This window comes from Herbaspirillum huttiense, assembly GCF_047300815.1.
In the GTDB taxonomy this organism is placed as follows: domain Bacteria; phylum Pseudomonadota; class Gammaproteobacteria; order Burkholderiales; family Burkholderiaceae_D; genus Herbaspirillum; species Herbaspirillum huttiense_A.
The window spans coordinates 2,434,155-2,457,131 of the sequence record NZ_CP178608.1 but is presented as its reverse complement, the minus strand read 5'-3'; the positions used below and the strand labels follow the sequence as shown (position 1 = coordinate 2,457,131).

The following is a 22,977-nucleotide window of genomic DNA, read 5'->3' as shown; positions in this document are numbered from 1 at the left end:
TCCCGCTTCACCCCTGACCTGCAGGCCGTTTGCCGATGAAAACCCGCCCTCAATCCGGATGGTTCAGCAACGGCCTGTTCTGGCGCACCTTCTTCCTCCTGACCTTCCTGATCACCGCCAGCATGGTGGCCTGGGTGGCCAGCTTTCGCATGGTCGAACGCGGACCACGTGCGGAGCAGCTGGCCGCACAGATCGTCTCGGTGGTCACCATCACCCGTGCGGCGCTGACGCACTCGGCCCCCGAGATGCGCCGGGAACTGCTGTTCGACTTGGCCAGCAATGAAGGCATCCGCATCTATCCGCTGGAGAAGAGCGACCGCATCGTGCCGCCCGAGGACTCACCCATCGTCCCGGAACTGGAGTACTACGTGCGCCAGTCGCTGGACGAGAACACCATCTTCGCCTCCAGCGTCAATGAAGTGGAAGGCTTCTGGATCAGTTTCAATATCGACGATGACCAGTACTGGCTGATGCTCGACCGGGGCCGGCTGGACCGCACGTCCGGGCTGCAATGGCTGGGCTGGGGGTCGATTGCGCTGTTCCTGTCGCTCATCGGGGCGGTCTTCATCTCCACCCTCATCAACCAGCCGCTGGCGCGGCTGACGGCGGCCGCTCGGGCCATCGCCAAGGGCCGGCAACCCGAGCCGCTGCCTGAATCCGGCCCGACCGAGATCGAGGAAGCCAACCGCAGCTTCAACCAGATGGTGGCCGACCTCAATCGCATCGAATCGGACCGTGCCCTGATCCTGGCCGGCATCTCGCACGACCTGCGCACACCGCTGGCGCGCATGCAGCTGGAAGTGGAGATGGCCAACCTGTCCGATGAATCGCGCGACGGCATGCATTCGGACCTGGCGCAGATGGACAGCATCATCGGCCAGTTCCTGGACTACGCGAAACCCTTCGATGCCAACAGCCTCGAAAGCATCGACCTGGCCGGCGTACTGGACGATGTCGCCGCCAAGTCTGCCCGCCTGTCGGATGTGAAGCTTTCTACCGAGATCACGCCCGCCACCGAAGTTGCGGGCAATGGCACCGAGCTGGCGCGCGTATTCAGCAATCTGATCGAAAATGCACGCCGCTACGGCAAGACACCCGGCACCGATTGCGCCGAGATTGATGTACGCAGCCGTATCGAGGGCCATCAGGTGGTCGTGGACGTGTTTGACCATGGTCCGGGCGTACCCGAGAGCGAATGCGAACGCCTGCTGCGCCCCTTCACCCGTCTCGACACCGCCCGCGGCCAGGCCAACGGCTCCGGTCTGGGCCTGGCCATCGTCAACCGCATCGTGCTCAAGCACAACGGCAAGCTGCTGTTGAAGGGCCATGAAGACACCCATGGCGGACTGCTGGTGCAAATTTCCCTACCCTTGAAGGGCCATCGCCGCCATGCCTGAGCGGGCATTCAACTGGCGTCGGCTGCCCTGGCTGCTGGGCGCCGCCCTGCCAGCCCTGGCCTGCGCCCAGACCCACGCGGACCGCAACCTGAGCATCACCGCTGCCGGCAGTGACGGCAGCAAGCGTCCCATCGTGATCATTTCACCGGTCATTCCGAACGGTCCCTCACCGCTCGCCATCGCGCCGCCCCAGGGCGGTCCGGCAGGCGCCTATGCCTCCGACGAGCCAGGCCCGGACATTCGCGCCCGCAACGCCGACTACATCACGCAATTCAAGGTGGTGGGACAGATACCAACCGGCGCGATCATCCGCAAGGTCAGCTGGCGCTATACGCTGGCCAGCAAGCCGCCCGGTTTCGAGGCCAAACTGTGCTGGAAGGATGCAGGGGTATGCTGGGACGTGAGCCAGGCCAATGCCGGCAGTACTGAATTCTTCAATGGCCGCGACGCCAGCCAGCCCTTCCAGCTGCATTACGGCGTGCGCGGTACGGCCCGCACGGGCGAGTCCCCCATCAAGGGCGAAGTCAACCAGGTCATCGTCACCTTCGACACGCCCGGCTGATCCGGTACAGGTTCAGCCGGCGTAGTCGTCGATCTCGCGCGCTTTCTGCAAGGCGTCGTCGATGCGTTCCACCGCGATCACCTTCAAGCCCTCGATGGCTTGCTTGGGTGCATTGGCCTTCGGGATCACGGCAATGGAGAAGCCCAGCTTGGCGGCCTCGCGCAAGCGCTCCTGGCCCCGCGGCGCCGGACGGATCTCTCCGGCCAGACCGACTTCCCCGAACACCACCAGGCCACGCGGCAAGGGCTTGTTGCGCATCGAAGAATTGATCGCCAAGAGCACCGCCAGGTCGGCGGCGGGTTCAGTAATCTTCACACCGCCGACTGCATTGATGAAGACATCCTGGTCGAAAGCCGCCACCCCCGCATGACGGTGCAGTACCGCCAGCAGCATGGCCAGCCGGTTCTGCTCCAGGCCGACCGACAAGCGGCGCGCATTGGGCACATGCGAGCTGTCCACCAGGGCCTGGATTTCCACCAGCAGCGGGCGCGTGCCCTCCTGGGTCACCATGACGCAGGAGCCCGGCACCTGGTTTTCGTGCTGGGAAAGGAACAGGGCCGAAGGGTTGGAGACCCCTTTGAGCCCCTTCTCGGTCATCGCAAACACGCCCAGTTCGTTCACCGCCCCGAAGCGGTTCTTGAAGGCGCGCACCAGGCGGAAGCTGGAATGGGTATCGCCCTCGAAGTACAGCACCGTATCGACGATGTGCTCCAGCACGCGGGGCCCGGCCAGCGCGCCTTCCTTGGTCACGTGGCCGACCATGATGATGGTGATGCCGGAAGTCTTGGCCACCCGCGTCAGTTGCGCCGCGCATTCGCGCACCTGGGCCACCGAGCCGGGGGCCGAGGTCAGGGCATCCGAGTAGACGGTCTGGATCGAGTCGATCACGGCCACTTCCGGCTTGTGCTCGGCAAGGGTCGCCAGGATCTTTTCCAGCTGGATCTCGGCCTGCAACTGCAACTCACGCGCATCCACCGCCAGGCGCTTGGCGCGCAAGGCGATCTGCGAGCCGGACTCTTCGCCGCTCACATAAAGCACTTTCTTCAGTTTGGAGATATTGGCCAGCGCCTGCAGCAGCAGCGTGGACTTGCCGATGCCCGGGTCGCCGCCGATGAGGGCCACTCCGCCCGGCACCAGGCCACCGCCCAGCACGCGGTCGAATTCCTCGATGCCGGTGCCAAAGCGCGGCACGTCGATCGCTTCGATATCGGCCAGGCTCAGCACCGGCGCGGTCTGCGCCAGGCTTTGCGGGGTCGACGAATAGCGATTGCCGCCAGCGGTCTCTACCAGCGTCTCGACCAGGGTATTCCACTGGCCGCAGGCCGGACACTGGCCGGCCCATTTGTTGCTGATCCCGCCGCATTCGGTGCAGGTGTAATTGGTCTTGACCTTCGCCATCGTCGCCTTGCTGCTTTCTGCTCTACCTGGGGTTGCCTGCTGAAACTTCCCGGAAATTTGCCAGGAGGTTCATCTTTTTTCGTTCAGTCCACTTCACGCACCGCCACCCGTGAGGCCAGTGCGCACATCAGTTCATATCCGATGGTACCCGCCGCAAAGGCGACCTCATCGATGGGTAATTGCTGGCCCCACAACTCCACGCGGCTGCCCACGCCGGCGCCAGGAAGCTCGGTCAGGTCCACGCACAGCATGTCCATCGAGACCCGCCCGACGGTGCCAGTCTTGATACCGTCGACCAGCACGGGCGTGCCGTTCGGTGCATGGCGCGGATAGCCGTCGGCATAGCCGCAGGCGACCACACCGACACGCATGGGCTTATCCGCCACGAAGCGGCTGCCGTAGCCGATGGCTTCACCCGGGGGGATGTCCTGCACGCCGATGATCTGGCTTTCCAGCGTCATCGCCGCGCGCAGGCCGAAATCGGCGGCACTGCCACCGCCCGGGGTGCCACCGTACAGCATGATGCCGGGGCGGACCCAGTCATGGGCCAGCTCGCCATGCATCAGGTCGGCAGCAGAATTGCAAAGACTGCGCGCACCGGGCAGCCCTTCGGTACCGGCCTGGAAGCGGCGCACCTGCTCCGAGAGCGGCAAGGACGGGTTGAGCGCATCGTCGGCATTGGCGAAATGGGTCATCATGGTGATGCTGCGCACGCTGGCGATCTTGCTCACGCGCGCATGGGCAGCGTGGAAGGCCTCGGGCTTGAAACCCAGGCGGTTCATGCCGCTGTTCATCTTCAGGTGCACATGGAAGGCGGCTTCGGTGACGAATTGTTCCAGGAGCGCAATCTGCTCTTCGCAATGCACGGCAAACTGGATGTCATGGCGGGCCAGCACCGGCAAGTCATCGGCCTCAAAGAAACCTTCCAGCAGCAGGATGGGCTTGGTCCAGCCCAGCTCGCGCAGGCGGACTGCATAATCCGGCTCCACCAGCGCCAGGCCGTCGGCATCGGCGAAGCCGCGCATGGCGCGTTCCAGCCCGTGGCCATAGCCATTGGCCTTGAGCACGCCCCAGACGCGGGCGTTGGGCGCATGGGCGCGGGCGACGGCAAGATTGTGTTGAAGTGCGGAAATGCTGATGGAGGCGACGATCGGTCTTGGCATGATATCCAGTGGCAGTAACGAGGGCAGATGGCTCACAGAGGGCCTTCGCGGGTAGGCGAACGGCCGATCTCGGCTGGCAATGCGCACGGCGAGCAGCAAGGCCGCCATGGGCCTGCCTGTCGCGGTTCGCCCGGAAGTTTTTGTCCAGCGGGGAACAAGCGGGCATTTTACCGGACGAACATCTTTATGGTTGGACTTATGACGGAGCGTGCATGGTTTCATGGTATAAAGCTACCCGGACATCATTTGTTATACATCTTGGACAGGGATGAATCGCGGTTTCTATACCATCATGGCGGCGCAGTTCTTTTCGTCGCTCGCCGATAACGCGCTGCTGATCGCCGCCATCGCCCTACTTGCCGAAATGCATTCGCCAGCGTGGATGACCCCGCTGCTGAAGCTGTTTTTCGTGCTTTCCTATGTGCTGCTGGCGGCCTTCGTGGGCGCCTTCGCCGACGCCTTCCCCAAGGGCAAGGTCATGCTGATCACCAACATGATCAAGATCGTCGGTTGTTCCCTCATGTTCTTTACCGTGCATCCCCTGCTGGCCTATGCCGTGGTCGGCTTCGGTGCGGCAGCCTATTCGCCGGCCAAGTACGGGATCCTCACCGAACTGCTGCCGCCGGAAAAACTGGTCGCGGCCAATGGCTGGATCGAGGGACTGACGGTGGGCTCCATCATCATGGGCACGGTCCTGGGCGGGGCGCTGGTCAATCCCAAGATTTCAGCGGTGATCTTGAGCTTCGATTTCCCGATGATTGACCTGCCCATCGATACCCCCACCGAAGCGGCACTGTGCATCATCTCCTGCATCTACATCGTCGCCGCCCTCTTCAATTTCTACATTCCTGATACCGGTGCCCGCTACGAGCACCAGCAACGCAATCCCATCCGCCTCATCGTCGACTTCGCCGGCTGCTTCACCACCCTTTGGAAGGACAAGCTGGGCCAGATCTCGCTGGCCGTGACCACGCTCTTCTGGGGTGCCGGGGCGACGCTGCAGTTCATCGTCCTGAAATGGGCGGAAAAGTCGCTGCACATGCCGCTGGACAAGGCCGCCATCCTGCAGGGCATCGTCGCCGTGGGCGTAGCCCTGGGCGCGGTGGCCGCCGCCCGCTTCGTGCCGCTGAAAAAATCACTGACCGTCATGCCGCTGGGCATCATCATGGGCATCGTGGTGATGCTGATGACCACCACCACCTCGGTGTGGGTGGCCTATCCGCTGCTGGTGATCGTGGGCGCACTGTCGGGCTACTTCGTGGTGCCGATGAACGCCCTGCTGCAGCATCGCGGCCACGTGCTCATGAGCGCAGGCCATTCGATTGCCGTCCAGAACTTCAACGAGAACCTCTCGGTGCTGACCATGCTGGTGCTGTATGCCTTCATGGTGCGCATGAACCTGGATGTCAATACCGTCATCATCATCTTCGGCTCCTTCGTGGCCGGCATCATGTATCTCATCATGCGCCGCCATGCCGCCAACCAGCGCGAGCACGACTCGCTGGCGCTGATTGGCGAGGACAAGCATCCCCACCACTGATTTCACGATGGATTGAAGGTCTGGACCGGCGGTTCAGACCGAGACCGGCACGATGGCGTGCTGAACCGTTGCGGCTGCACGCGCTTGCCACTGCGGCGGTACGACAAAGCCGCGCATGACTTCCAGCCAATGCGGCTCTGAACCTTCCTTCAAGCGGCATTGCGCCACCATGACAGGGTTGTCGTCAGCAGTGAAGATTTCTTCCAGGCGGCCGAGCAGCTGCGCCAGTGGGAGGCACTGCCCTGCCGGCAGGCGAGCCGGCGCCAGCCAGGACAGGCGTGGCAGGACGGCATAGCCGGTGGTGCCATCATCGATCTCCTGCAGCGCGGCTGCATCACACCAGAAGCCCCGGCAATGGTCGGCGGCAATGCCCATGGTCGGCGGCAGGTTCAGTGCCGCACCCAGCGGATAGAACAGCCATCCCTTGACCAGGGCGCGCGCCGCCACTACGGGAGCCGGCAAGACTGCCTGGGCCGCCGGATGTTCGGACAGCTTCAACTGCTGATCCATGATCTTGCGCATCTTGCGGCCGAGCGAGTCGGCCAGGTTGGGACCGACGAAGGCATCGGCCTGCGTTGCCGCAGTCAGCTCCCGTGACTGCAAAAGATAGAACTTGGTGGCGAACTCCCAATGCACGACGCCGGCATCGCTTTCCGCCTCGGGCGAACGGACCAGGAAATCGAATTCGCCCAGCGTCTCCCGCGTCGGTCCCTGATTGCGGACCTGCAAATTGGCGGCGACCAGGCAGTCCTGCTGGCGCAGATAGAAACCGAGCAGTTTTTCGGCGTACCGGCCCAGGCGTCCTGAGGGCTGTTGCGCCAGGTGGGCGTGCAAGGCCGCATTCATGGCCGGATCGTATTGCAGGTCATGCAGCCAGCCGGCCACCTCGGGCGAAAGCTGGCCCAGCGTGGCGAGCCTTCCCGCCCAGCAGGCCGCCGCCGGCGCCAGCAGATCAGGGGCATACAGCAGCCAGGCCAGGGCGCGCACGTGCGGGTCCCGCAGATCGGGCCAGCGCTGGTGGAAGCGCGCCTGATGCGTGCTCAGGTCCATGCCGGGCATCGTTTCAGCGGGCTTGCGCAGCGTAGGTGCTCATGACCAGGCACAGGTCGGCCCAGGCCTTGCTCTTGTCGCTGAGCGTGCGCAGCAGATAGGCCGGATGGTAGGTCACCACCAGCGGCAAGTCCTGATAACGATGCACCGTGCCGCGCAGGCGCGAAACCGGCGTGGCCGGATCCATGCCCAACAGCGAAATGGCCGCCGTCTTGCCCAGCGCCACCAGTACGGTCGGCTGGATCAGTTCGATCTGGCGCTGCAGGTAAGGCAGGCAGGAGGCCACCTCCTGCGGCGAAGGGGGGCGGTCGCGCCCGTTGTCATCCGTGGGTCGGCATTTGACGATGTTGGCGATATAGGCGTTCTCACCGCGCTTGACACCCATGGACAGCAGCATGTTGTCCAGCAGCTTGCCGGCAGGACCGACGAAAGGTTCACCCTGTTGATCTTCATTGCGGCCGGGGCCTTCGCCGATGAAGAGCCATTTGGCCTTTTCATCACCTACACCGAAGACGGTATTCTTGCGCCCTTCGCACAGCCCGCAGCGGCGACATTCGGAAACCTGCTGCTTGAGCTGCGGCCAGTCCATGGACTTGATGCGGGCAATCATGGGGTCGACGGCGGGCGCGTCTTCCTCGTCGTCGCCGTCGGGGATCAGTACGGGTTCGAGCGAAGTGCCGAAGTCCATCTCGTCCAGCCAGGAAGGCGGGCCACCTACTTCCTCGACCGGAGCACGCGGGCGGGCGGGCGCAGCGGGAGCCGGACGCGCAGCAGGAGCAGCAGGCGTGGACGGTTGCGCCACCGGAGCGGCGACGGGCGGCTTGGATCGGGCCACGACGGGTTCAGGCGCGATGACCTTGGGCGCATCGACAGGGGCAGCGGGCACGGCCGCAGCCGCTTCCTGAGCAGGCACTTCCGCCTGCGCGGTCTGCACCTCTTCCACCGCCAGTTCACGCCGCACCCAGACCGGGCCGATGCCCAGCGCATCCAGCAGGGCCAGGGAGGAGCCGAAGCCCGGATCTTGTTTCAATTCTTCACTCATAAGGGCAGGCTCATGACGATAGCCCCTTCTCGGGTCTGGTTGGCGGCGGGATAGTAATTCTTGCGCCGCCCGATTTCGGTAAAGCCATACTGGCGGTACACCTTGGCCGCATGCACGTTGGATTCACGCACTTCCAGCAGCATGGTGCGCATGTGGTGCTGGCGTGCCAGCCCGGTCGCCTGGTCCAGCAGCATGCGGCCCAGGCCCTGATGCTGATGCAGGGCGGCCACGCTGATATTGAGCAGATGGGCTTCATCCACGGCCAGCATCACCAGGAAGTAGCCCAGCAACTCGCCGTGGGCATCCCGCAGGGTCTGCGCCTGGTAGCCGCTGTAAAGCGAGTCCTGAAAATTGCCGCGCGTCCAGGGATGGGAGTAGACGGCCTCTTCGATCCTGACCACCGCATCCAGATCGCTCGCGCCCATGGCCGCAAACTGCAGCCGCCCGTAACGCGGATGCGAGACCGGCAGCGGCATGGCCAACTGCTCGCTCATGCCGCGCCCTTGGCGGCATCGCGCACTTCGCGCTCGGCCGTGGTCAGGGCCACCTTGTTGCGCAGGTAAAGCGGCTGCGCCTGCTGTGCCGGCAAGGCCACTCCGGCGCTGAAATGAACCTGGCCCAGCGTCGCCACCTGGCGCGCATGCGGCATGGCCTGCGGATGCAGGCTGGCGAAGGCGGCCGAGCAGAAATCGGTACTGAAATGCCCGGCATAGACCGACAAGCCGTTGCCGCAAGCATGGGGCCTGCCTTCAACCGGTACCTGGGCGGCCGAGGACAAGGCCGGTTCGGCCAGCACATCCCAGCCACCGCCGGTGCGGGCGCGGTAGCGCGCCCAATAGACTTCCCCCATGCGGGCGTCGAGAATGGCCAGCACATCGCCGGCCTGCGGGTTTTCATCACGGCAGGCCTGGGCTGCCGCTTCCAGGGTCACCACCGGGACCACCGGACGCTCGCAGCCAAAGGCCAGCCCCTGCACCACGCCGCAGGCGGTGCGCACGCCGGTGAAGGAGCCCGGGCCCACGCCAAAGGCCAGCGCATCGCATTGCGACAGCGCCAGGCCGGCATCGGCCAGCAATTGCTGGATCATGGGGAGGATGGCGTCGGAGTGGGTCTGGGCGCCGACGGACTGGCGCGCAATCAGTTCGCCCCGGTAGAGCAAGGCCGCCGAGGCCAGCTCGGTGGATGTTTCAATGGCAAGAATCGTGGACATCCCGCTATTTTACCGTGCGGCGCGCAATTGTTCGGTACGTTTGCCGCTATCGTGAGCCTTTATGCGGCAGCGCAAAACCCTTCGCGCCGAAGGGGGTAAAATAAGCGCGCCATGTCCTACCAGAAATTAGACCAAACCAACCGCCGCCCCCTCGCCGAGGCGCTTCGCAACGACACCTGGGTCGTGGCTTGCCTGTGCGCGAACTGGTGCGGCAGCTGCCGCGAATATGAAGTCGCCTTCCAATCCTGGGCGGCCCGCTATCCGCAGCATCACTTCGTGTGGATCGATATCGAAGACCAGGCTGACCTGGTCGGCGATCTCGACATCGACAACTTTCCCACGCTTCTGATCGAACGCGGCGCCACGGTGGCCTTCTTCGGCCCGATGGAACCGGATACCCGTCTGGCCGAGCGCATCCTGCTGGCCCAGGTCGACAAGAGCGACGCCGACCTGCAGCGCGAGGCCGCCAGTTCCGCCGAACGCCGTACCTGGCAGGAAGAATGCAGCCTGCTGGACAAGCTGGCTGATGTAATCGGCTAGGGTTTCCCTAAAGTGCTGTTGTTCAGGTCAGCCAGGGATCGGTTTCCGGGTGCGGGAAACGCGCACTGATGAAATCGGCAAAACTGCGCACCTTGGCCGACAACAGCCGGCGGCTCGGATACACCATCGAAATGACCACCTGGCCCATGTCAAAGCCCGGCAGCACCTGCACCAGCTTGCCGCAGCGCAGGTCGTCCCCCAGCGAATAGGAGGGACGCAGCACGATGCCCATACCGGCCAGCGCCAGGTCGCGCAGCAGCACGCCGCTGTTGGAGACCACCTTGCTGACGATGGGCACATCCATCACGCCGGCCTCGGTATTGACATGCCAGTGATGGCGCAAATATTCATGCGAGAAATTCAGGCAGCTGTGGCGCGACAGGTCTTCGGGCTGTTCGGGCGCACCGGCGCGCTCCAGGTAGGCAGGTGAAGCACAAAGGATCACCCGGGCTACACCCAGCTGCCGCACGATCATGCTGGCATCGAACTTTTGCATGCTGCTGAAGAATCCGATATCGATGCCCTCTTCCACCAGGTCGATGGAGCGGTCCGAGAGATGGATGTCGAGCCCGACTTCGGGATAGGCCTGGGTGTAGGCGGCCAGCATCTCGCCCAGTTGCGACTGGCCGAAACCGGCGTTGGAATAGATCGCCAGCGTTCCGGCCGGGCGCTTGGTCTCCAGCGAGACCAGGGCCTCGGCATCGTCGACCTCGGCCAGGATCATGTGGACCCGCTCCAGATAAGCCTGCCCGGCCTCGGTGAGCGAAAGACGCCGGGTCGAGCGGTTGAGCAGACGCGTGCCCAGGTGCGCCTCCAGGTCCGCGATGAAGCGGGTCGCTACGGCATTGGAAATGTCGAGCAACTCGGCGGCACGCACGAAACTGCCCTGCTCCACCACCTTGGCAAACACCCGCATTGATTGCAGCCGATCCATTTTTCAAGCCCCTGATTGTTCCAGAAAGAGAAATAGTCAATTCCGATTAAACCTATTTTTCTTTGTCTTCGCAATATTTACACTGCAGTCATCGGTTAGCGCAATGCAACAAAGCAACAAAGCAACAAACACCGCGCAAGCCGGCTTCGCCAGGTCGCCCACGAGTGGGCTTTCCCACAAGGAGAGCATGGATCCGTCCCACGACTCGCCGGCCCCTGGAGAAGAAGACCCATCAACCCAAACAGAGGACCTTATCATGAACATCAAGAACATCATCGTTGCCGCCTCCCTGCTCGCCGCTGCCGGTGCTGCCATGGCTGAAGCTCCGTTCCCCCCGGAAACCCCGTTCCACTCGACCCAGACCCGTGCTGACGTGAAGGCCGAACTGCAACGCGCCCAAGCCAACCACGAAATCGCTTCGCGCAACGAGTACCCCATCATCCATCAAGCTCCCTCGCAACTGAGCCGCCAGGATGTTGCCAACCAGGTGCAGCAAGCCAAGAGCCCGGCACAGAGCCTCTACACCGGCGCCTGATCGGAACCGCTCTGCATCCGAACCCCGGATGGACCGATTCCACCCCGGCAGCGTTCCGCACCGGCGCATCCCCCGCGTTACCTTGCATGAACGCGAACGAGTGCCTGCCGCCTGCGTCTGAACCACCGCGTTGGAAGCGCGCAAGACCGTAGCAGCTTCAAAGCAGTACCGCAGCAACACGTACCGCAGCACCATCTGCCATGCCGCCAGCAACTACCGGGCGCATGACAGCTGGTGCACCCACGCTTGACTCCCCTCCTCCACACGATCCCCCACTTTCTTCACCGGCCGTGCATTTGATGCATGGAGTGCGCATTCTCATCGCCCGAGTCTGGCAAATCGTGCGCGCAACGCTTCGATCGCGCTCTTTTTTGCTGCGATGCGACATGCAAAAATCCCCGCAAATGCTTGCCAGATCACGCTTTCCCTTGAGATTTTGGCGCACCGCATGTAAAGTCAAGGGTTTGTTCCCTCCGGCCTAGCTAAGGGTTTTCTTGTCAAAGTCGGGCCACCTTTTTTTATCCCCTATGGCTTTATACGTTCACAAATACGGCGGCACCTCGATGGGCTCGATCGAGCGCATCCAGAATGTCGCAAAGCGCGTTGCCAAATGGCACGACGCCGGCCATCAGATCGTTGTCGTGCCTTCGGCGATGTCTGGTGAAACCAACCGTCTCCTGGGCATGGCCAAGGAAATCATGGCCCAGCCCGACGGCCGTGAGCTGGACATGCTGGCCTCGACCGGCGAACAGGTCTCGGTGGCACTGTTGGCCATCGCCCTACAGGCGCTGGGCAAGCAGGCCGTCTCCTACGCCGGCTGGCAAGTCCCCATCAAGACCGATTCGGCCTTCACCAAGGCGCGCATCCGCTCCATCGATGATGCCAAGGTCCGCAAGGATCTGAACGCCGGCAAGGTCGTCATCATCACCGGCTTCCAGGGTGTGGACGCCGACGGCAACATCACCACCCTGGGCCGTGGCGGCTCGGACACCTCGGCCGTGGCCGTGGCCGCAGCCATCAAGGCGGCGGAATGCCTGATCTATACCGACGTCGATGGCGTCTACACCACCGACCCGCGCGTGGTGAGCGATGCGCGCCGCCTGAAGACCGTGACCTTCGAGGAGATGCTGGAAATGGCCTCCCTGGGTTCCAAGGTCCTGCAGATCCGCTCCGTGGAATTCGCCGGCAACTACAAGATGCCGACCCGCGTGCTGTCGTCGCTGACCGACCCGCTCACGCCGCTGGCCGAAGAAGCCGCCTCCGGCACCCTGATTTCGTTTGAGGAAGACAAGAACATGGAACAAGCAACCATCACCGGCATCGCCTTCAGCCGCGACGAAGCCAAGATCACCGTGCTGGGCGTGCCCGACCGTCCGGGCATCGCCTACCAGATCCTGGGCCCGGTGGCCGACGCCAACATCGAAGTGGACATGATCATCCAGAACCAGTCGGTGGAAGGCAAGACCGACTTCACCTTCACGGTACCGCGCGGCGAATACGCCAAGGCCGTGGAAGTGTTGAACAACAGCGTCAAGGCGCACATCGGTGCGGCTGCCATCAATGGCGACACCAAGGTCTCCAAGGTCTCGGTGGTGGGCGTGGGCATGCGCAGCCACGTGGGCATCGCTTCGCAGATGTTCCGCACCCTGTCCGAAGAAGGCGTGAACATCCAGATGATCTCCACCTCGGAAATCAAGATCTCGGTGCTGATCGACGAGAAGTACATGGAACTGGCCGTGCGCGCCCTGCACAAGGCGTTTGACCTGGACAGCGCCAAGTAAATCACGCACCGCGCAAAGCGAAGACCGCAACGGTGAAAAAACAGTGTTTATTTGCAAGACGACTGTTGACCGGATGCAAATGAGAAGATATTATCTCGGTCTTCGCTGAGGCAACGCAGCAATGCGAAAACAGCCTTCAGTGTGGAGACGTGGCCGAGTGGTCGAAGGCACTTCCCTGCTAAGGAAGCATACGGGCTTAAACCTGTATCGAGGGTTCGAATCCCTCCGTCTCCGCCAAGAATATGTGGTAAGAAACTGATTAATAAGGACTTTCCAGATTATTCAGCTTTCTTACCCACATTTCTACCCATCTTTAGTGAATCAGATGCTTTTCATCTCGCTGATTCATCACCCGATTCAAATACTCCTCAATCTCGTCGCCACACCACCTAGTGCACCTCTTTGAGAGTTTCACCGGCTTGGGAAATGACTTTCCCGTTTGACTATTCCACGCCCACACCGTACTAACCCCAATACCAAATTTCTCTGCAACTTGCTTAACGCTAAGCAACACTCCTTTCGACATAGACCCTCCTCAGCAAAATCCAGACGCAAAAAAAGCCCCATCTTTGTTCGATTGGAGCTTCAGTGGTCTGGCCTAAATTGTGTAGCTGTTATTTAATCAATAAGCACGCACGTTTTAGATAGTTAATAAAATGCCACCCGTTTAAGGCGGCGACATAAATTTATCTCAGCCCTTACGTTATCGCAAGGCGTATATTATAAAGTTGCAATAATACTACACAAAGAAACCAGCCTGTCAGAGTTGCAAGGGGTGCTGAACCTAGCCCCATAACCCGAAAATGGCAATTGATTGCTTTTGGGAAATATCTTGAACTAGTTGTCAGCCAAGGCTTTGTATAAGGTTGCCCTTGATACCTTGAACTCTTTGGCAAGATCGCTCTTGCTGGCCCCCGCTGTAACCCGCTCCCTGATTACTGCTACATCCGACTCCGAGAGGCTTCTAGCACGGCCTAGATGCTTCCCTACGCGCTTCGCAGCATCAATCCCTTCTCTCTGCCTCTCCTTAATCAATTCACGCTCAAACTCGGCAAATGCCCCCATCATCGAAAGCATGAGGGTGTTCATAGGGTTGGCCTCTCCAGAGAAGGTTAATCCCTCTTTAACAAAGGTGACGGTAATACCTTTGCCGGTGAGCTGATTGATGAGTGTTCTTAAATCAACAAGGTTACGCGCCAGTCGATCAATGGAGTGAGTAAATACGTGATCACCCTCCCGGACAAACCCGAGCATTTCTTGTAGAGCTGGACGATTGGCATTTTTTGCAGATGCCTTGTCAGTAAACGTTTTGTCCAGTGCTACACCTTCTAACTGGCGATTAGTGTTCTGATCGACCGAAGACACTCTGATATAGCCAACCCGCATTTGCAGCCCTCAATATGATGGTGTCTTTAAATGATAACCGACCTTTTGAGAAAAGTGTAAATAAATCGAATAATTGAGCTTTTAAGACGGCTGGAACGTGCTATTTATGGCGCTCTTGCACCTGTATAGAAAGCTACACCTTTGTAGACACGGGGGTGTGGAGCTAATGGCGAGGAGTTCGCAGCTAAGACCAGGGAGATAGGCACACTGGTTTGTTGAGCATTACGGGCTGTGTGCAGCCTCAAACTCTGTATTTGCGAGTATTTGCTCTTATTGTGCGGTGCTAGTTATTACATCAAGGTTTGAGCATTTCCCATAACTCTAGATTGACAGCCCGAGCTAATCTTTCCATATTGTCTACAGAGATATTTCGCTCACCTCTCTCAACCTGTCCTATGTACGTTCTGTGGAGTTCCGCAGCTTCTGCTAGCGCCTCTTGGGAGATACCCAGTCGTTCGCGAGAAGCGCGTAATACCAGCCCAAATCTCGTTCGAGCTGACAGTTTCGCAGGTGATTTTTCTCTAGCTTGCACATGCTGGAGAATGGATTTATGTAGACTTTGTATCTACAGAGTTTAAGTAGCAATGATATGCTGCGGGGTAATTCGCACCAAAACACTTTTCGGGGGAAATTATGTTTTTGCTTAGGCTTGCTGTAATAGGATTTTTAGTTTTCTACGGTTGGAATATGGGCCAATTTTCTGACTTGAATGACTTTGGGAAGGTGGTGGCGGGAAGCTTTTTCGTAACCGCACCCATCCTCTATTTTTTGCCCTCCTACGAAGCATGGCTGAATCGACATCCGAAAATCTACGCAGTCTTTACTTTGAATCTATTGCTCGGGTGGACTTTGATCGGATGGGTTGCTGCCATTGTCTGGGCGCTCACCCACAATCCAGGGGATGGCAATAAAAGAGATGTATTTGATTTATTCAAGGCATTTTATGGCGTGGACGAGCCTCCACCCTCGGGCCAACATATTGGCAATACAAAATCCGAAGGTAATGGCCTAAAAAAATGCCCTTACTGCGCAGAGGACATAAAAATTGAAGCAATTAAGTGCAAGCATTGCCAAAGTGAATTGTCTACGTCGGTATAACTCATTTCTTTGGCATCCGAACCATGCCCAACCTAACCCTAGCAATCACCCTCAATGGGCGAATTTAAAATTGAAAAAACTTATTGTCTTGTTTGCGATATTTTTGGCTGGTTGTGCCAACATGGCGCAGCCGTTATCAACCCCATCCGGTAGGCCGGAAGTGACAATTACTGGCTCAAATACTTCGGAGGTGAAGTCAGTAATTTCTAATGCAATGATGAATCGAGGGTTCTCGGTCAAGAATGATAGCGAGTCTCTCATTACATATGAAAAAACGATTGATGACGTATTGACTGCATCATTATTTGGCACAAGATTTAATACCAAACCCGCATCTCGTATTAGTTTTAGTTTTGCTTCGAGCGCGGGAACCGTCAGAGTGCTTGGAAGTATTGCAGTTATTAGCAACCCTGGCAGCGGGTTTGAACAAGCAACCGATTTCAGTCAGGGAAGCAAGGATGCTGAAAATATTCAAGCAATGCTGGAGCAGGTTAAGCGGGTAATTGTCAGTACTAATCAGGCTAGTCAACGCATGAAGGATTAACCTAAACGTATGCTTGCAGCTCCCTGTTGTAGATTAGCGGGGAGTCGCCTATGAGCTTGAAGCTGACTGCCAAACCTTTCCTATAGAAATGCTGGTAGGCGAGCCAGCTAGGCAAAGATTTTAGAGTTACAGCTACGATCCCGCGTTTCCGATACCGCTCCATATCCGGCCCGGTGATGGCTCCCTTGAATACGATTATGAAGTTGTCCGGGCCAATCTTCTCTTGCACCAATCCTTGCTTGTATGCCGAGTGAGACCAACAGTATTTAAGCTCATCAATTCGCTCAAGTGCTCCGCCACGCCACCTGCTTTGCGCCTCCAGTCTGTTGGCCGATGTTCGTTTGGTGGTCGTGCTATTTAACGCAGCACTCTTATATTCGATGTGTATCCCGGTAGCCTGGTGATAAAAATCAGCTTTTGCGCAAAACTCGGCTCCTTCCTTATCGAGGAACGTGGCTGGTAGGTAATCGTTGTAGCGGATACAGCCATACTTCTCGAAAAGTGGTGCTGCCGATGCCTCCGCTTGTGAATCAAATTTCTTGGTCATTATTTTCTAGTCCTCCTGTAAGTTCGCCTCCGTCAACTTCAGTCCCACAACAAGTTGTTGTACTTCGTATTTAGAAATAACTTTGAAGCATGGTTGTCATGGGTGTCACAATGACGGAAAGGCTTGTGTGCATTGGGTTTTAAGCTGACAGGCATCCCCATTGAAACCCTGTCACATGGGTGTTATTGGATGTCACAGTACGCTGGGAGCTGCTTCAAACTTGGCAAGCGCCGTTTCCTTTGATAGTGATCTCGGATGCCACAACGTTATCGAATTGCGTTTGAATCTCCCGCTTACGTAGCCAGACTCATTGAGAAGCCGCTTTATGTATGTGTCCTTTTGTCGGTTATATCCTTCACTAGCCAATGCCTCCTGGATGCCGTTATACGTAAAAACAGGCTCGTCCTCTAAGTACGCAGATAAAAACCCTTCAATAGGACTCTCACTCATCCCAATCATCGCTTTAAGGGTCTCGGTCTGATGGACGTATTTCCTATTAAACCCTTCCATCGAATAGGTCTTAAAGTAGTTGTAGACCTTGCTAAGACTGTCCGGCTCCTCCAGCCATTTAGCGAGCTTGGCGATGAAATCAGCCGTTTCTTCTAGAGATGTGCGATGCTCGATCCGCTGAGGCACGTACCATCTGCGTTCGTCCTTATCCAAGCGTAACGGGCGCAGCTCATTGCTTGCTAAAATTACTCGGGCATACGTATCTACCATCCGTGGCATTTCGTGTTTCGGCTCGATTGCCACCCTTGGCTCGGACAATGCAGATTTAAGTTTGGTCTGCATGTGATCGCTACTCGTCTTTGCATCGTCAAGCAATATCAGTAGATTGTGAGCAAGGGCAACTGAGTGCTTTCCCATCAGCCCGTCGTAGTCCTTTACAAGGTGCGTATGCCGGATGATGGGCGAAAGGATGTTATGAAACAAAAATCCTTTGCCTGTGCCTGCCGCTGATGACAGAAGCAGATGCCAAGAGGGCCGGTGCTGCGGATTCTGCACAATGTCTGCCATCCATTGCACGCAAACATGCCTTTCCTCGTTTATAGGGAATAGGCGCTCAAAGAACTCCAGGAAGAGAGGCGAGACTTCGCACGATTCGCTGCTTGTTTGGAATGGCTTGTGAAGATTTACCCATGTGCTACCGTAAGAAGATATATACCTACCGCCATCGGGTAGGAATACCTCCCCAGATATCAGCTCAAGAGAACACTTGATATAGTCAGTGATTCCGGTGGCATCCGATTTGGTATCGTCCCATCTCTTGAAGCGCAATGGCAATACTGATAGCGGCTCCGTCGCGTTGCTGATCCAGTTGTACAGAACCAGTTCTTTGAATTTGGTATTCACAAGCAGGCAAAAACCTTCTTGCTCTAAATGCTTTCTAAACTTTTGGAATTGCTGGTTTGATGGTACTGCTGTCAAGCTGGTCTCCTGCCGTGGTGGCGATAGTTAATAGGTAATCGAACAGTTCTGATTGGGTCATGCCGTACTGAGCCATAAGCCCAAGAAAAATCCCCCAAGATGGGGGATTCATGTACAGATACTTTCGAGCGAGTGGTTTGGTGTGGGCAGTTGGCATGTCTTAATTTGTCGTAGATGGCGTCAGATTCACTGCAAAACACCCAGGCGCGAAATACTGGACGTTATTGAGATCGATCATGTAACCCTTCTTGATCCAAGCCTGTAGCTGGCTCAAGAAGATTACAGGCACGCTTTCTACAATTTCTACCAGCGGCGGAGAAGAGTCCATAAAATCCAATCGAGCCTGTTCTTGAGCTGCAAGGATCAATTCCTGCTCTCTATTTTTTCGCTGTTTCTCGGCCTCTCGTTCTAAAGAATACTGGTAGTACTCTTCATCCGTCATCAGCCGACTTGCTTCGTATTCTTCTCGTACTTGTTGAGCCTTATCCTCCTGCTCTTGCTTAATGGCTTCCTGAAGAATACTGTCGTTATGTTGTCGAATTGCTTGCAGTTCTGCTGGTGAATAAAGCCTGCTGATATCTACGTGGTAGGTTACACCGGGTGTAAATGTGATTGCGCTCATGTTGTCCCTTTCAAATGTTTTTATAAATTTTCTCCGCCCGCAGGAGGATGGATCGGTACAGCTCTTCGCCACGTTCTGTGATGATGATCGGCGATGCGGTAGCTGATAACTTAGATAACTCTTCCTTGACTGCCCTTTCATCCCATTTTTGAAAAAGGTGTGGTAGAGAGAGGAGATTGAGCGAGATTGCTATGATGCTGAGATTACTCGTCAACACACTTAGAATTTTTAGAACTCGCTCTTTGTGAGCATGGATAATTTGACTCATTTTCAGTACGAAACTTTACGGCCACGCTTTTGGGGCATTAGTAGTAGTGCTGCATCGGCTGAAGTGATGATGCCTGCATTTATCAGCCGCAAAACATCCTTGTAGATGGCCGTGGGAGACACAGAGTTACGCCGCAGGCGGCTGAGCAAGCCTTTCACATGATCTGCTGACCAGGCCTTACCTGTCGCTGTCAGCAGGTAATGAGCGTTAAGCAAACTGGCAATGTCCCTAAAATTAATACCTGCTTTTAGAGACTGGACTAGAACCAAGATTGCTTTGGTAGGATTGAAAGTACGGATTTGTTCAAAATCTTCAGGCATAGAAAACTCCTTCAAAATAAATTGAATAATTAGTAAGTAAAGTTTGGGGAATGGTGTAAACAAAAAAGCCACCCCGAGGACGTACTGAGGTGGCTTATGGTGTTTGCGAGAAATGTATTTCTCACATTTATAATTATACTCTACTGAAGCTTATTTGTCAATATATTTTTTACAAAGTCAAGGGAAATTTTAAATAATTAAAGACTCTGCGAACAATAAGCTGCCCAGTCTTCCATAAGTCCTCTACGCTGCTCAAGCAAGTCAGTCCTGTCATAGGCCGCAGCCACTTTATCCGGGTTTGAATGTGCCAAGGCCAATTCACTGACTTGGTATGTATAGGCCGTCTCAGAAGAGCACCAGTCCTTGAAGGCCGAGCGAAATCCATGCACAGTGAATGTATAGCCATGCCTACGAAGCATCTGAGTAAGAGTCATATTGCTGTATGGCATACCTTTGGCATTTGCAAAAATGAACTCTGATCCATTGTTGCGCTGCTCCTCCAGAATTTCCATACATCTGGATGACAATGGGATTCGATGCTCTTTTCGACCTTTCATTCGCGCAGCTGGAATAACCCTAACCTTCCTCTCGAAATCAATTTCTGACCAAAGTGCGTTCAAAACCTCCCCCGAGCGAGCCGCAGTCAAAATCAAGAATTCAAGGGCGTTCTTGGTAGTATCCTCCGCACCACTCGTTTTAATCGTCCTGATAACACTCGAAACTTTGTCATAAGGACAGGCATCATGATGAGTGACCTTCTGCCTACCAGACGGTAATGCTTTAGCAATCTGATCCCAAAGGTTTGCCTCCAGTTCTGTGCGATAGTCTTTTGCAGAAGCCCAATCCAAAACGCACTTGATACGTTGCCGAACCCTCGATGCAGTTTCGCGCTTTTCATTCCAAATAGGCTGAAGCGCTGTCAATATGTCAGCCTTGTTGACGTTGCTGACAGACTTATTTCCAAATACCGGATAGGCATATGTTTCTAGAGTGCTGCGCCACTGAGCAATGTGTTTCCGGTTACTCCATTCGACTTTATGGAGTTCAATATACTGGATAGCACAATCTCTAAAGGTTAGATTACTTACAAGCGACCTCTCGGCCTTTCTCTGCTCAATAGGGTCTTTACCGCTCTTCACCATTAATCGATAGCGGGTGGCGTCCTCTCGCGCCTGAGCCAAGCTAACATCAGGATATGATCCAAGGCCCATATCTCGACGCTTACTATTCAAAGCGAATCTGTATATCCATGATTTGGCAGTTGGACTACTGACCTGCAAGTACAGCCCCTTACCATCAAGATACAGACCTGAATTAACGAGTTTGTTAATCTTGAGCACCGTCAATCTACCCATCATTCTACCCATCTTTTATTATTAGATTCTAGTGTATATGCTTAGACAAAGGTAGACAACCGGAAAGACTCCACTCCTTTAAAATCAAATACTTGCGTACTTAAACAGGCCACCTTAGACACAAGATAATACGGACTCCGTCTCCGCCAAAGCTTCAAATGAAAAACGGGTCCTGATGGACCCGTTTTTCATTTCTGCCCTTCCTGCCCTCCCCCCACCCCCCTCATCCAAGACATGCGCTTCGATTGGAAGGCCGGACATTCCATCACTCGGACCTGCGCGCCCTCCCGGACCCACTGTTACGCACGCGAATCATCTCGGCCAGGATGGAAATGGCGATCTCATGGGGAGTGCGGCTGCCGATGTCCAGGCCAACCGGCCCATGCAGCTTGGCGATCTGATGTGCATCGAGGTCAAGCTGCAGCAGCCGTTCGCGGCGCCGCGACTGGTTCAGCCGCGAGCCGATGGCACCGATGTAGAAGGCATCAGTCTTCAGTGCTTCCATCAAGGCCATATCGTCCAGCCGAGGATCATGGGTCAGTGCGACCACGGCACTGCGCCGATCCAGCCGCATCTCCAGCACCAGGTCATCGGGCATGGCGTGTAACACCGATACGCCCGGCAATGACCAGGCGAGCCGGTGTTCTTCACGTGGATCGCAGACGGTGACTTGATAATCGAGGGCACTGGCGATCTGCGCCAGGAACTGCGAGAGCTGGCCTGCACCGATGATCAGGAGGCGCAAGCGGGGACCGTGAATGGTGGTCAGCGCATGCTCGTCCAGGCGCAACTGTTCGTCCTCCCCGGCCTCTTCCAGCGTGACCTCGCCACTGCCCAGATCCAGACGGCGGCGGGTCAAGGACCGCCGCTGCAGCCGCGCCAGCAGTGCCGGCATCTGGCTGTGGGCAGCAAGCGGCTCGACCAGCAGTTCAACCGTGCCGCCGCACGGCAGGCCGAAACGATGCGCGTCATCGGCAGAGATGCCGTAGACGAGCCGTTGCGGCAGTCGGCGCACCAGGCCGTCGGCGCGTGCGTACGCGATCAGGTCATCTTCGATGCAGCCGCCCGAGACCGAACCCACCACCACACCATCGCCACGGATGGCCATGGTGGAGCCAGCCGGCCGCGGACTGGAGCCCCAAGTCCGCACGACGGTGACGTACTCGCAGGCCTGTCCCTGCTGCAACCATTGCACGCAGGCTTGCAAGACCTGCAGATCGATACTCTCCATGCGGGGTCCCGACTCAGCCGGGACAAGGCATGCCAGCGGCGGCCCACATTTCCAGCATCTGCACGAACTGTTCATGCGACATCGGCGGGATGGTCCGGTCCGCACCGGGCGACCACGCCCACAGCACCAGCGGATCAGTCTTCATATGCTCGATGACCTGGGCGCCCGTCTTGCGATTGCCGTTGCGTGCCGGGTCGCGCATCTGCTCGCACACCGCCTTCTTGTCCAAGCCCTGCCAGCGCATGGACAGCGGTGCCAGATGCCAGTTGGGTGCACCAGGGACTTTGCCCTGCGCGGTATTGGTGGCCTGATGGCAGGCTGCGCATTGGAGCACGGCCGATCCATGTCCATCCTTGCCACGCACCACCTGCTGGGCATGCAGCACGCCCATGTCCTTTTGGTGCGGGGCTTCTGCCTGGTGGCAGTTCAGACAGCGTGGCGACATCACTACGCTGGAAATCGGTTCGAACAGCGCACCATCGTCCCGTCCCCGGTTGCCGGCGGCCTGCGCCTGACCAAGGGCGCACAGGCCCACCAACAGCATTGCCGCGAGCGAGCGCATCATGATTGCCCCGCTGCTTTGTGGATCGCCGCGCGAATGCGGGGATAGGTGCCGCAGCGGCAGAGGTTGCCCGACATGGCCTGATCAATGTCCTTGTCGCTGGGTTTGGGGATGGCGCGCAGCAATGCCACTGCCGCCATGATCTGGCCCGACTGGCAATAGCCGCACTGTGGCACGTCGATCTCGGCCCAGGCACGCTGCACGCGCTGGCCCACCGGCGTGGCACCGACAGCCTCGATGGTACCGAGCTTCTTGCCCACCGCTGCCGATACCGGCATGACGCAAGCGCGGGTTGGCTGGCCGTCGACATGGATGGTGCAGGCGCCACACAGTGCTGCGCCACAGCCATACTTGGTGCCGGCCATGCCCAGTTCGTCGCGCAAGACCCATAGCAGCGGCGTATCGGCTTCGGCCTCTACCTTGACCAGCTTGCCGTTGATGTTCAGAGAAATCATATGTGCTCC

General features: G+C 57.6%; 27 protein-coding genes and 1 tRNA gene. 9 read left to right on the top strand and 19 right to left on the bottom strand.

Going from position 1 to position 22,977, the window contains the following annotated elements; translation table 11 throughout:
- Positions 1-35: 35 nt before the first annotated feature.
- Complete coding sequence (locus ACLRDN_RS11420) at positions 36-1,397, top strand: ATP-binding protein (RefSeq protein ID WP_413460110.1); 1,362 nt, start codon at positions 36-38, stop codon at positions 1,395-1,397.
- Positions 1,390-1,959, top strand: coding sequence for a flagellar protein FlhE (locus ACLRDN_RS11415; protein ID WP_413460109.1), 570 nt, complete (start codon positions 1,390-1,392; stop codon positions 1,957-1,959). The genes ACLRDN_RS11420 and ACLRDN_RS11415 overlap by 8 nt, the downstream gene beginning before the upstream one ends.
- 12 nt (positions 1,960-1,971) lie before the next feature.
- On the opposite strand, the gene radA is transcribed toward ACLRDN_RS11415, so the two are convergent.
- Both radA and alr read right to left on the bottom strand, forming a co-directional pair.
- Positions 1,972-3,357 carry a DNA repair protein RadA gene (gene radA / locus ACLRDN_RS11410; RefSeq protein ID WP_413460108.1) on the bottom strand — a complete coding sequence of 462 codons (1,386 nt, stop codon included), beginning with the start codon at positions 3,355-3,357 and terminating at the stop codon, positions 1,972-1,974.
- Positions 3,358-3,440: 83 nt separating this feature from the next.
- Entirely contained in the window at positions 3,441-4,520 is a 1,080-nt protein-coding gene (alr, locus tag ACLRDN_RS11405) for an alanine racemase (protein ID WP_413460107.1), read from the bottom strand.
- 268 nt (positions 4,521-4,788) lie between these two features.
- Here alr and lplT point away from each other — a divergent pair, with 268 nt between their 5' ends.
- A complete protein-coding gene (lplT, locus tag ACLRDN_RS11400) occupies positions 4,789-6,060 on the top strand; it encodes a lysophospholipid transporter LplT (RefSeq protein ID WP_413460106.1) in 1,272 nt (423 codons plus the stop codon).
- Positions 6,061-6,093: 33 nt separating this feature from the next.
- Here the strand turns inward: lplT and ACLRDN_RS11395 are convergent, their stop codons facing one another.
- The 4 genes from ACLRDN_RS11395 to tsaB are packed head-to-tail and all read right to left on the bottom strand — an operon-like array spanning position 6,094 to position 9,362.
- Entirely contained in the window at positions 6,094-7,110 is a 1,017-nt protein-coding gene (locus tag ACLRDN_RS11395) for a DUF1853 family protein (RefSeq protein ID WP_413460105.1), read from the bottom strand.
- 13 nt (positions 7,111-7,123) lie between these two features.
- Entirely contained in the window at positions 7,124-8,152 is a 1,029-nt protein-coding gene (locus tag ACLRDN_RS11390; protein ID WP_413460104.1) for a uracil-DNA glycosylase, read from the bottom strand.
- Entirely contained in the window at positions 8,149-8,646 is a 498-nt protein-coding gene (gene rimI, locus ACLRDN_RS11385) for a ribosomal protein S18-alanine N-acetyltransferase (protein WP_413460103.1), read from the bottom strand. Before rimI ends, ACLRDN_RS11390 begins: the two co-directional genes overlap by 4 nt.
- Positions 8,643-9,362 carry a tRNA (adenosine(37)-N6)-threonylcarbamoyltransferase complex dimerization subunit type 1 TsaB gene (tsaB, locus tag ACLRDN_RS11380; protein ID WP_413460102.1) on the bottom strand — a complete coding sequence of 240 codons (720 nt, stop codon included), beginning with the start codon at positions 9,360-9,362 and terminating at the stop codon, positions 8,643-8,645. Before tsaB ends, rimI begins: the two co-directional genes overlap by 4 nt.
- A gap of 111 nt (positions 9,363-9,473) precedes the next feature.
- On the opposite strand from tsaB, the gene ACLRDN_RS11375 reads away from it, so the two are divergent.
- Entirely contained in the window at positions 9,474-9,902 is a 429-nt protein-coding gene (locus ACLRDN_RS11375) for a thioredoxin family protein (RefSeq protein WP_413460101.1), read from the top strand.
- Positions 9,903-9,924: 22 nt separating this feature from the next.
- On the opposite strand, the gene ACLRDN_RS11370 is transcribed toward ACLRDN_RS11375, so the two are convergent.
- Positions 9,925-10,836 carry a LysR family transcriptional regulator gene (locus ACLRDN_RS11370; protein ID WP_413460100.1) on the bottom strand — a complete coding sequence of 304 codons (912 nt, stop codon included), beginning with the start codon at positions 10,834-10,836 and terminating at the stop codon, positions 9,925-9,927.
- Between the two features lie 256 nt (positions 10,837-11,092).
- Between ACLRDN_RS11370 and ACLRDN_RS11365 the strand changes: the two genes are divergently transcribed.
- From ACLRDN_RS11365 to ACLRDN_RS11355, 3 genes are all read left to right on the top strand, one after another.
- Complete coding sequence (locus tag ACLRDN_RS11365) at positions 11,093-11,371, top strand: DUF4148 domain-containing protein (protein WP_413460099.1); 279 nt, start codon at positions 11,093-11,095, stop codon at positions 11,369-11,371.
- 527 nt (positions 11,372-11,898) lie between these two features.
- The gene (locus ACLRDN_RS11360; protein WP_088753824.1) at positions 11,899-13,152 is read left to right on the top strand and encodes an aspartate kinase; all 1,254 of its coding nucleotides are present in this window, start codon (positions 11,899-11,901) and stop codon (positions 13,150-13,152) included.
- A 143-nt stretch (positions 13,153-13,295) separates the two neighbouring features.
- Positions 13,296-13,389: transfer RNA gene (locus ACLRDN_RS11355), tRNA-Ser, on the top strand.
- A gap of 76 nt (positions 13,390-13,465) precedes the next feature.
- Here the strand turns inward: ACLRDN_RS11355 and ACLRDN_RS11350 are convergent.
- The 3 genes from ACLRDN_RS11350 to ACLRDN_RS11340 form a co-directional block, all read right to left on the bottom strand.
- Entirely contained in the window at positions 13,466-13,678 is a 213-nt protein-coding gene (locus tag ACLRDN_RS11350; protein ID WP_413460098.1) for a helix-turn-helix transcriptional regulator, read from the bottom strand.
- 311 nt (positions 13,679-13,989) lie between these two features.
- Complete coding sequence (locus ACLRDN_RS11345; RefSeq protein ID WP_413460097.1) at positions 13,990-14,538, bottom strand: recombinase family protein; 549 nt, start codon at positions 14,536-14,538, stop codon at positions 13,990-13,992.
- A 295-nt stretch (positions 14,539-14,833) separates the two neighbouring features.
- Positions 14,834-15,070, bottom strand: coding sequence for a helix-turn-helix domain-containing protein (locus tag ACLRDN_RS11340; protein ID WP_413460096.1), 237 nt, complete (start codon positions 15,068-15,070; stop codon positions 14,834-14,836).
- A 101-nt stretch (positions 15,071-15,171) separates the two neighbouring features.
- On the opposite strand from ACLRDN_RS11340, the gene ACLRDN_RS11335 reads away from it, so the two are divergent.
- Positions 15,172-15,636, top strand: a complete 465-nt coding sequence (locus ACLRDN_RS11335; RefSeq protein WP_413460095.1) for a superinfection immunity protein — start codon at positions 15,172-15,174, stop codon at positions 15,634-15,636.
- A 70-nt stretch (positions 15,637-15,706) separates the two neighbouring features.
- Positions 15,707-16,180 carry a hypothetical protein gene (locus tag ACLRDN_RS11330; RefSeq protein WP_413460094.1) on the top strand — a complete coding sequence of 158 codons (474 nt, stop codon included), beginning with the start codon at positions 15,707-15,709 and terminating at the stop codon, positions 16,178-16,180.
- Position 16,181: 1 nt separating this feature from the next.
- Here ACLRDN_RS11330 and ACLRDN_RS11325 read toward each other — a convergent pair whose 3' ends face one another.
- The 9 genes from ACLRDN_RS11325 to ACLRDN_RS11285 all read right to left on the bottom strand — a co-directional run bounded on the left by ACLRDN_RS11325 (position 16,182) and on the right by ACLRDN_RS11285 (position 22,968).
- Entirely contained in the window at positions 16,182-16,727 is a 546-nt protein-coding gene (locus ACLRDN_RS11325) for a hypothetical protein (protein WP_413460093.1), read from the bottom strand.
- Positions 16,728-16,919: 192 nt separating this feature from the next.
- Positions 16,920-18,155: a primase-helicase family protein gene (locus tag ACLRDN_RS11320; protein ID WP_413460092.1), complete on the bottom strand. Its 1,236-nt coding sequence runs from the start codon at positions 18,153-18,155 to the stop codon at positions 16,920-16,922.
- A gap of 160 nt (positions 18,156-18,315) precedes the next feature.
- Positions 18,316-18,777 carry a hypothetical protein gene (locus ACLRDN_RS11315; RefSeq protein ID WP_413460091.1) on the bottom strand — a complete coding sequence of 154 codons (462 nt, stop codon included), beginning with the start codon at positions 18,775-18,777 and terminating at the stop codon, positions 18,316-18,318.
- Between the two features lie 10 nt (positions 18,778-18,787).
- On the bottom strand, positions 18,788-19,045 hold the full coding sequence (locus tag ACLRDN_RS11310) for a hypothetical protein (protein ID WP_413460090.1): 258 nt from the start codon (positions 19,043-19,045) through the stop codon (positions 18,788-18,790).
- 2 nt (positions 19,046-19,047) lie between these two features.
- A complete protein-coding gene (locus ACLRDN_RS11305) occupies positions 19,048-19,365 on the bottom strand; it encodes a hypothetical protein (protein WP_413460089.1) in 318 nt (105 codons plus the stop codon).
- Between the two features lie 197 nt (positions 19,366-19,562).
- Positions 19,563-20,723: a tyrosine-type recombinase/integrase gene (locus tag ACLRDN_RS11300; RefSeq protein WP_413460088.1), complete on the bottom strand. Its 1,161-nt coding sequence runs from the start codon at positions 20,721-20,723 to the stop codon at positions 19,563-19,565.
- Positions 20,724-20,985: 262 nt separating this feature from the next.
- Entirely contained in the window at positions 20,986-21,951 is a 966-nt protein-coding gene (locus ACLRDN_RS11295) for an XdhC family protein (RefSeq protein ID WP_413460087.1), read from the bottom strand.
- Positions 21,952-21,964: 13 nt separating this feature from the next.
- Positions 21,965-22,516, bottom strand: a complete 552-nt coding sequence (locus ACLRDN_RS11290; RefSeq protein WP_413460086.1) for a hypothetical protein — start codon at positions 22,514-22,516, stop codon at positions 21,965-21,967.
- Entirely contained in the window at positions 22,513-22,968 is a 456-nt protein-coding gene (locus tag ACLRDN_RS11285; protein ID WP_413460085.1) for a (2Fe-2S)-binding protein, read from the bottom strand. Before ACLRDN_RS11285 ends, ACLRDN_RS11290 begins: the two co-directional genes overlap by 4 nt.
- Positions 22,969-22,977: the final 9 nt, after the last annotated feature.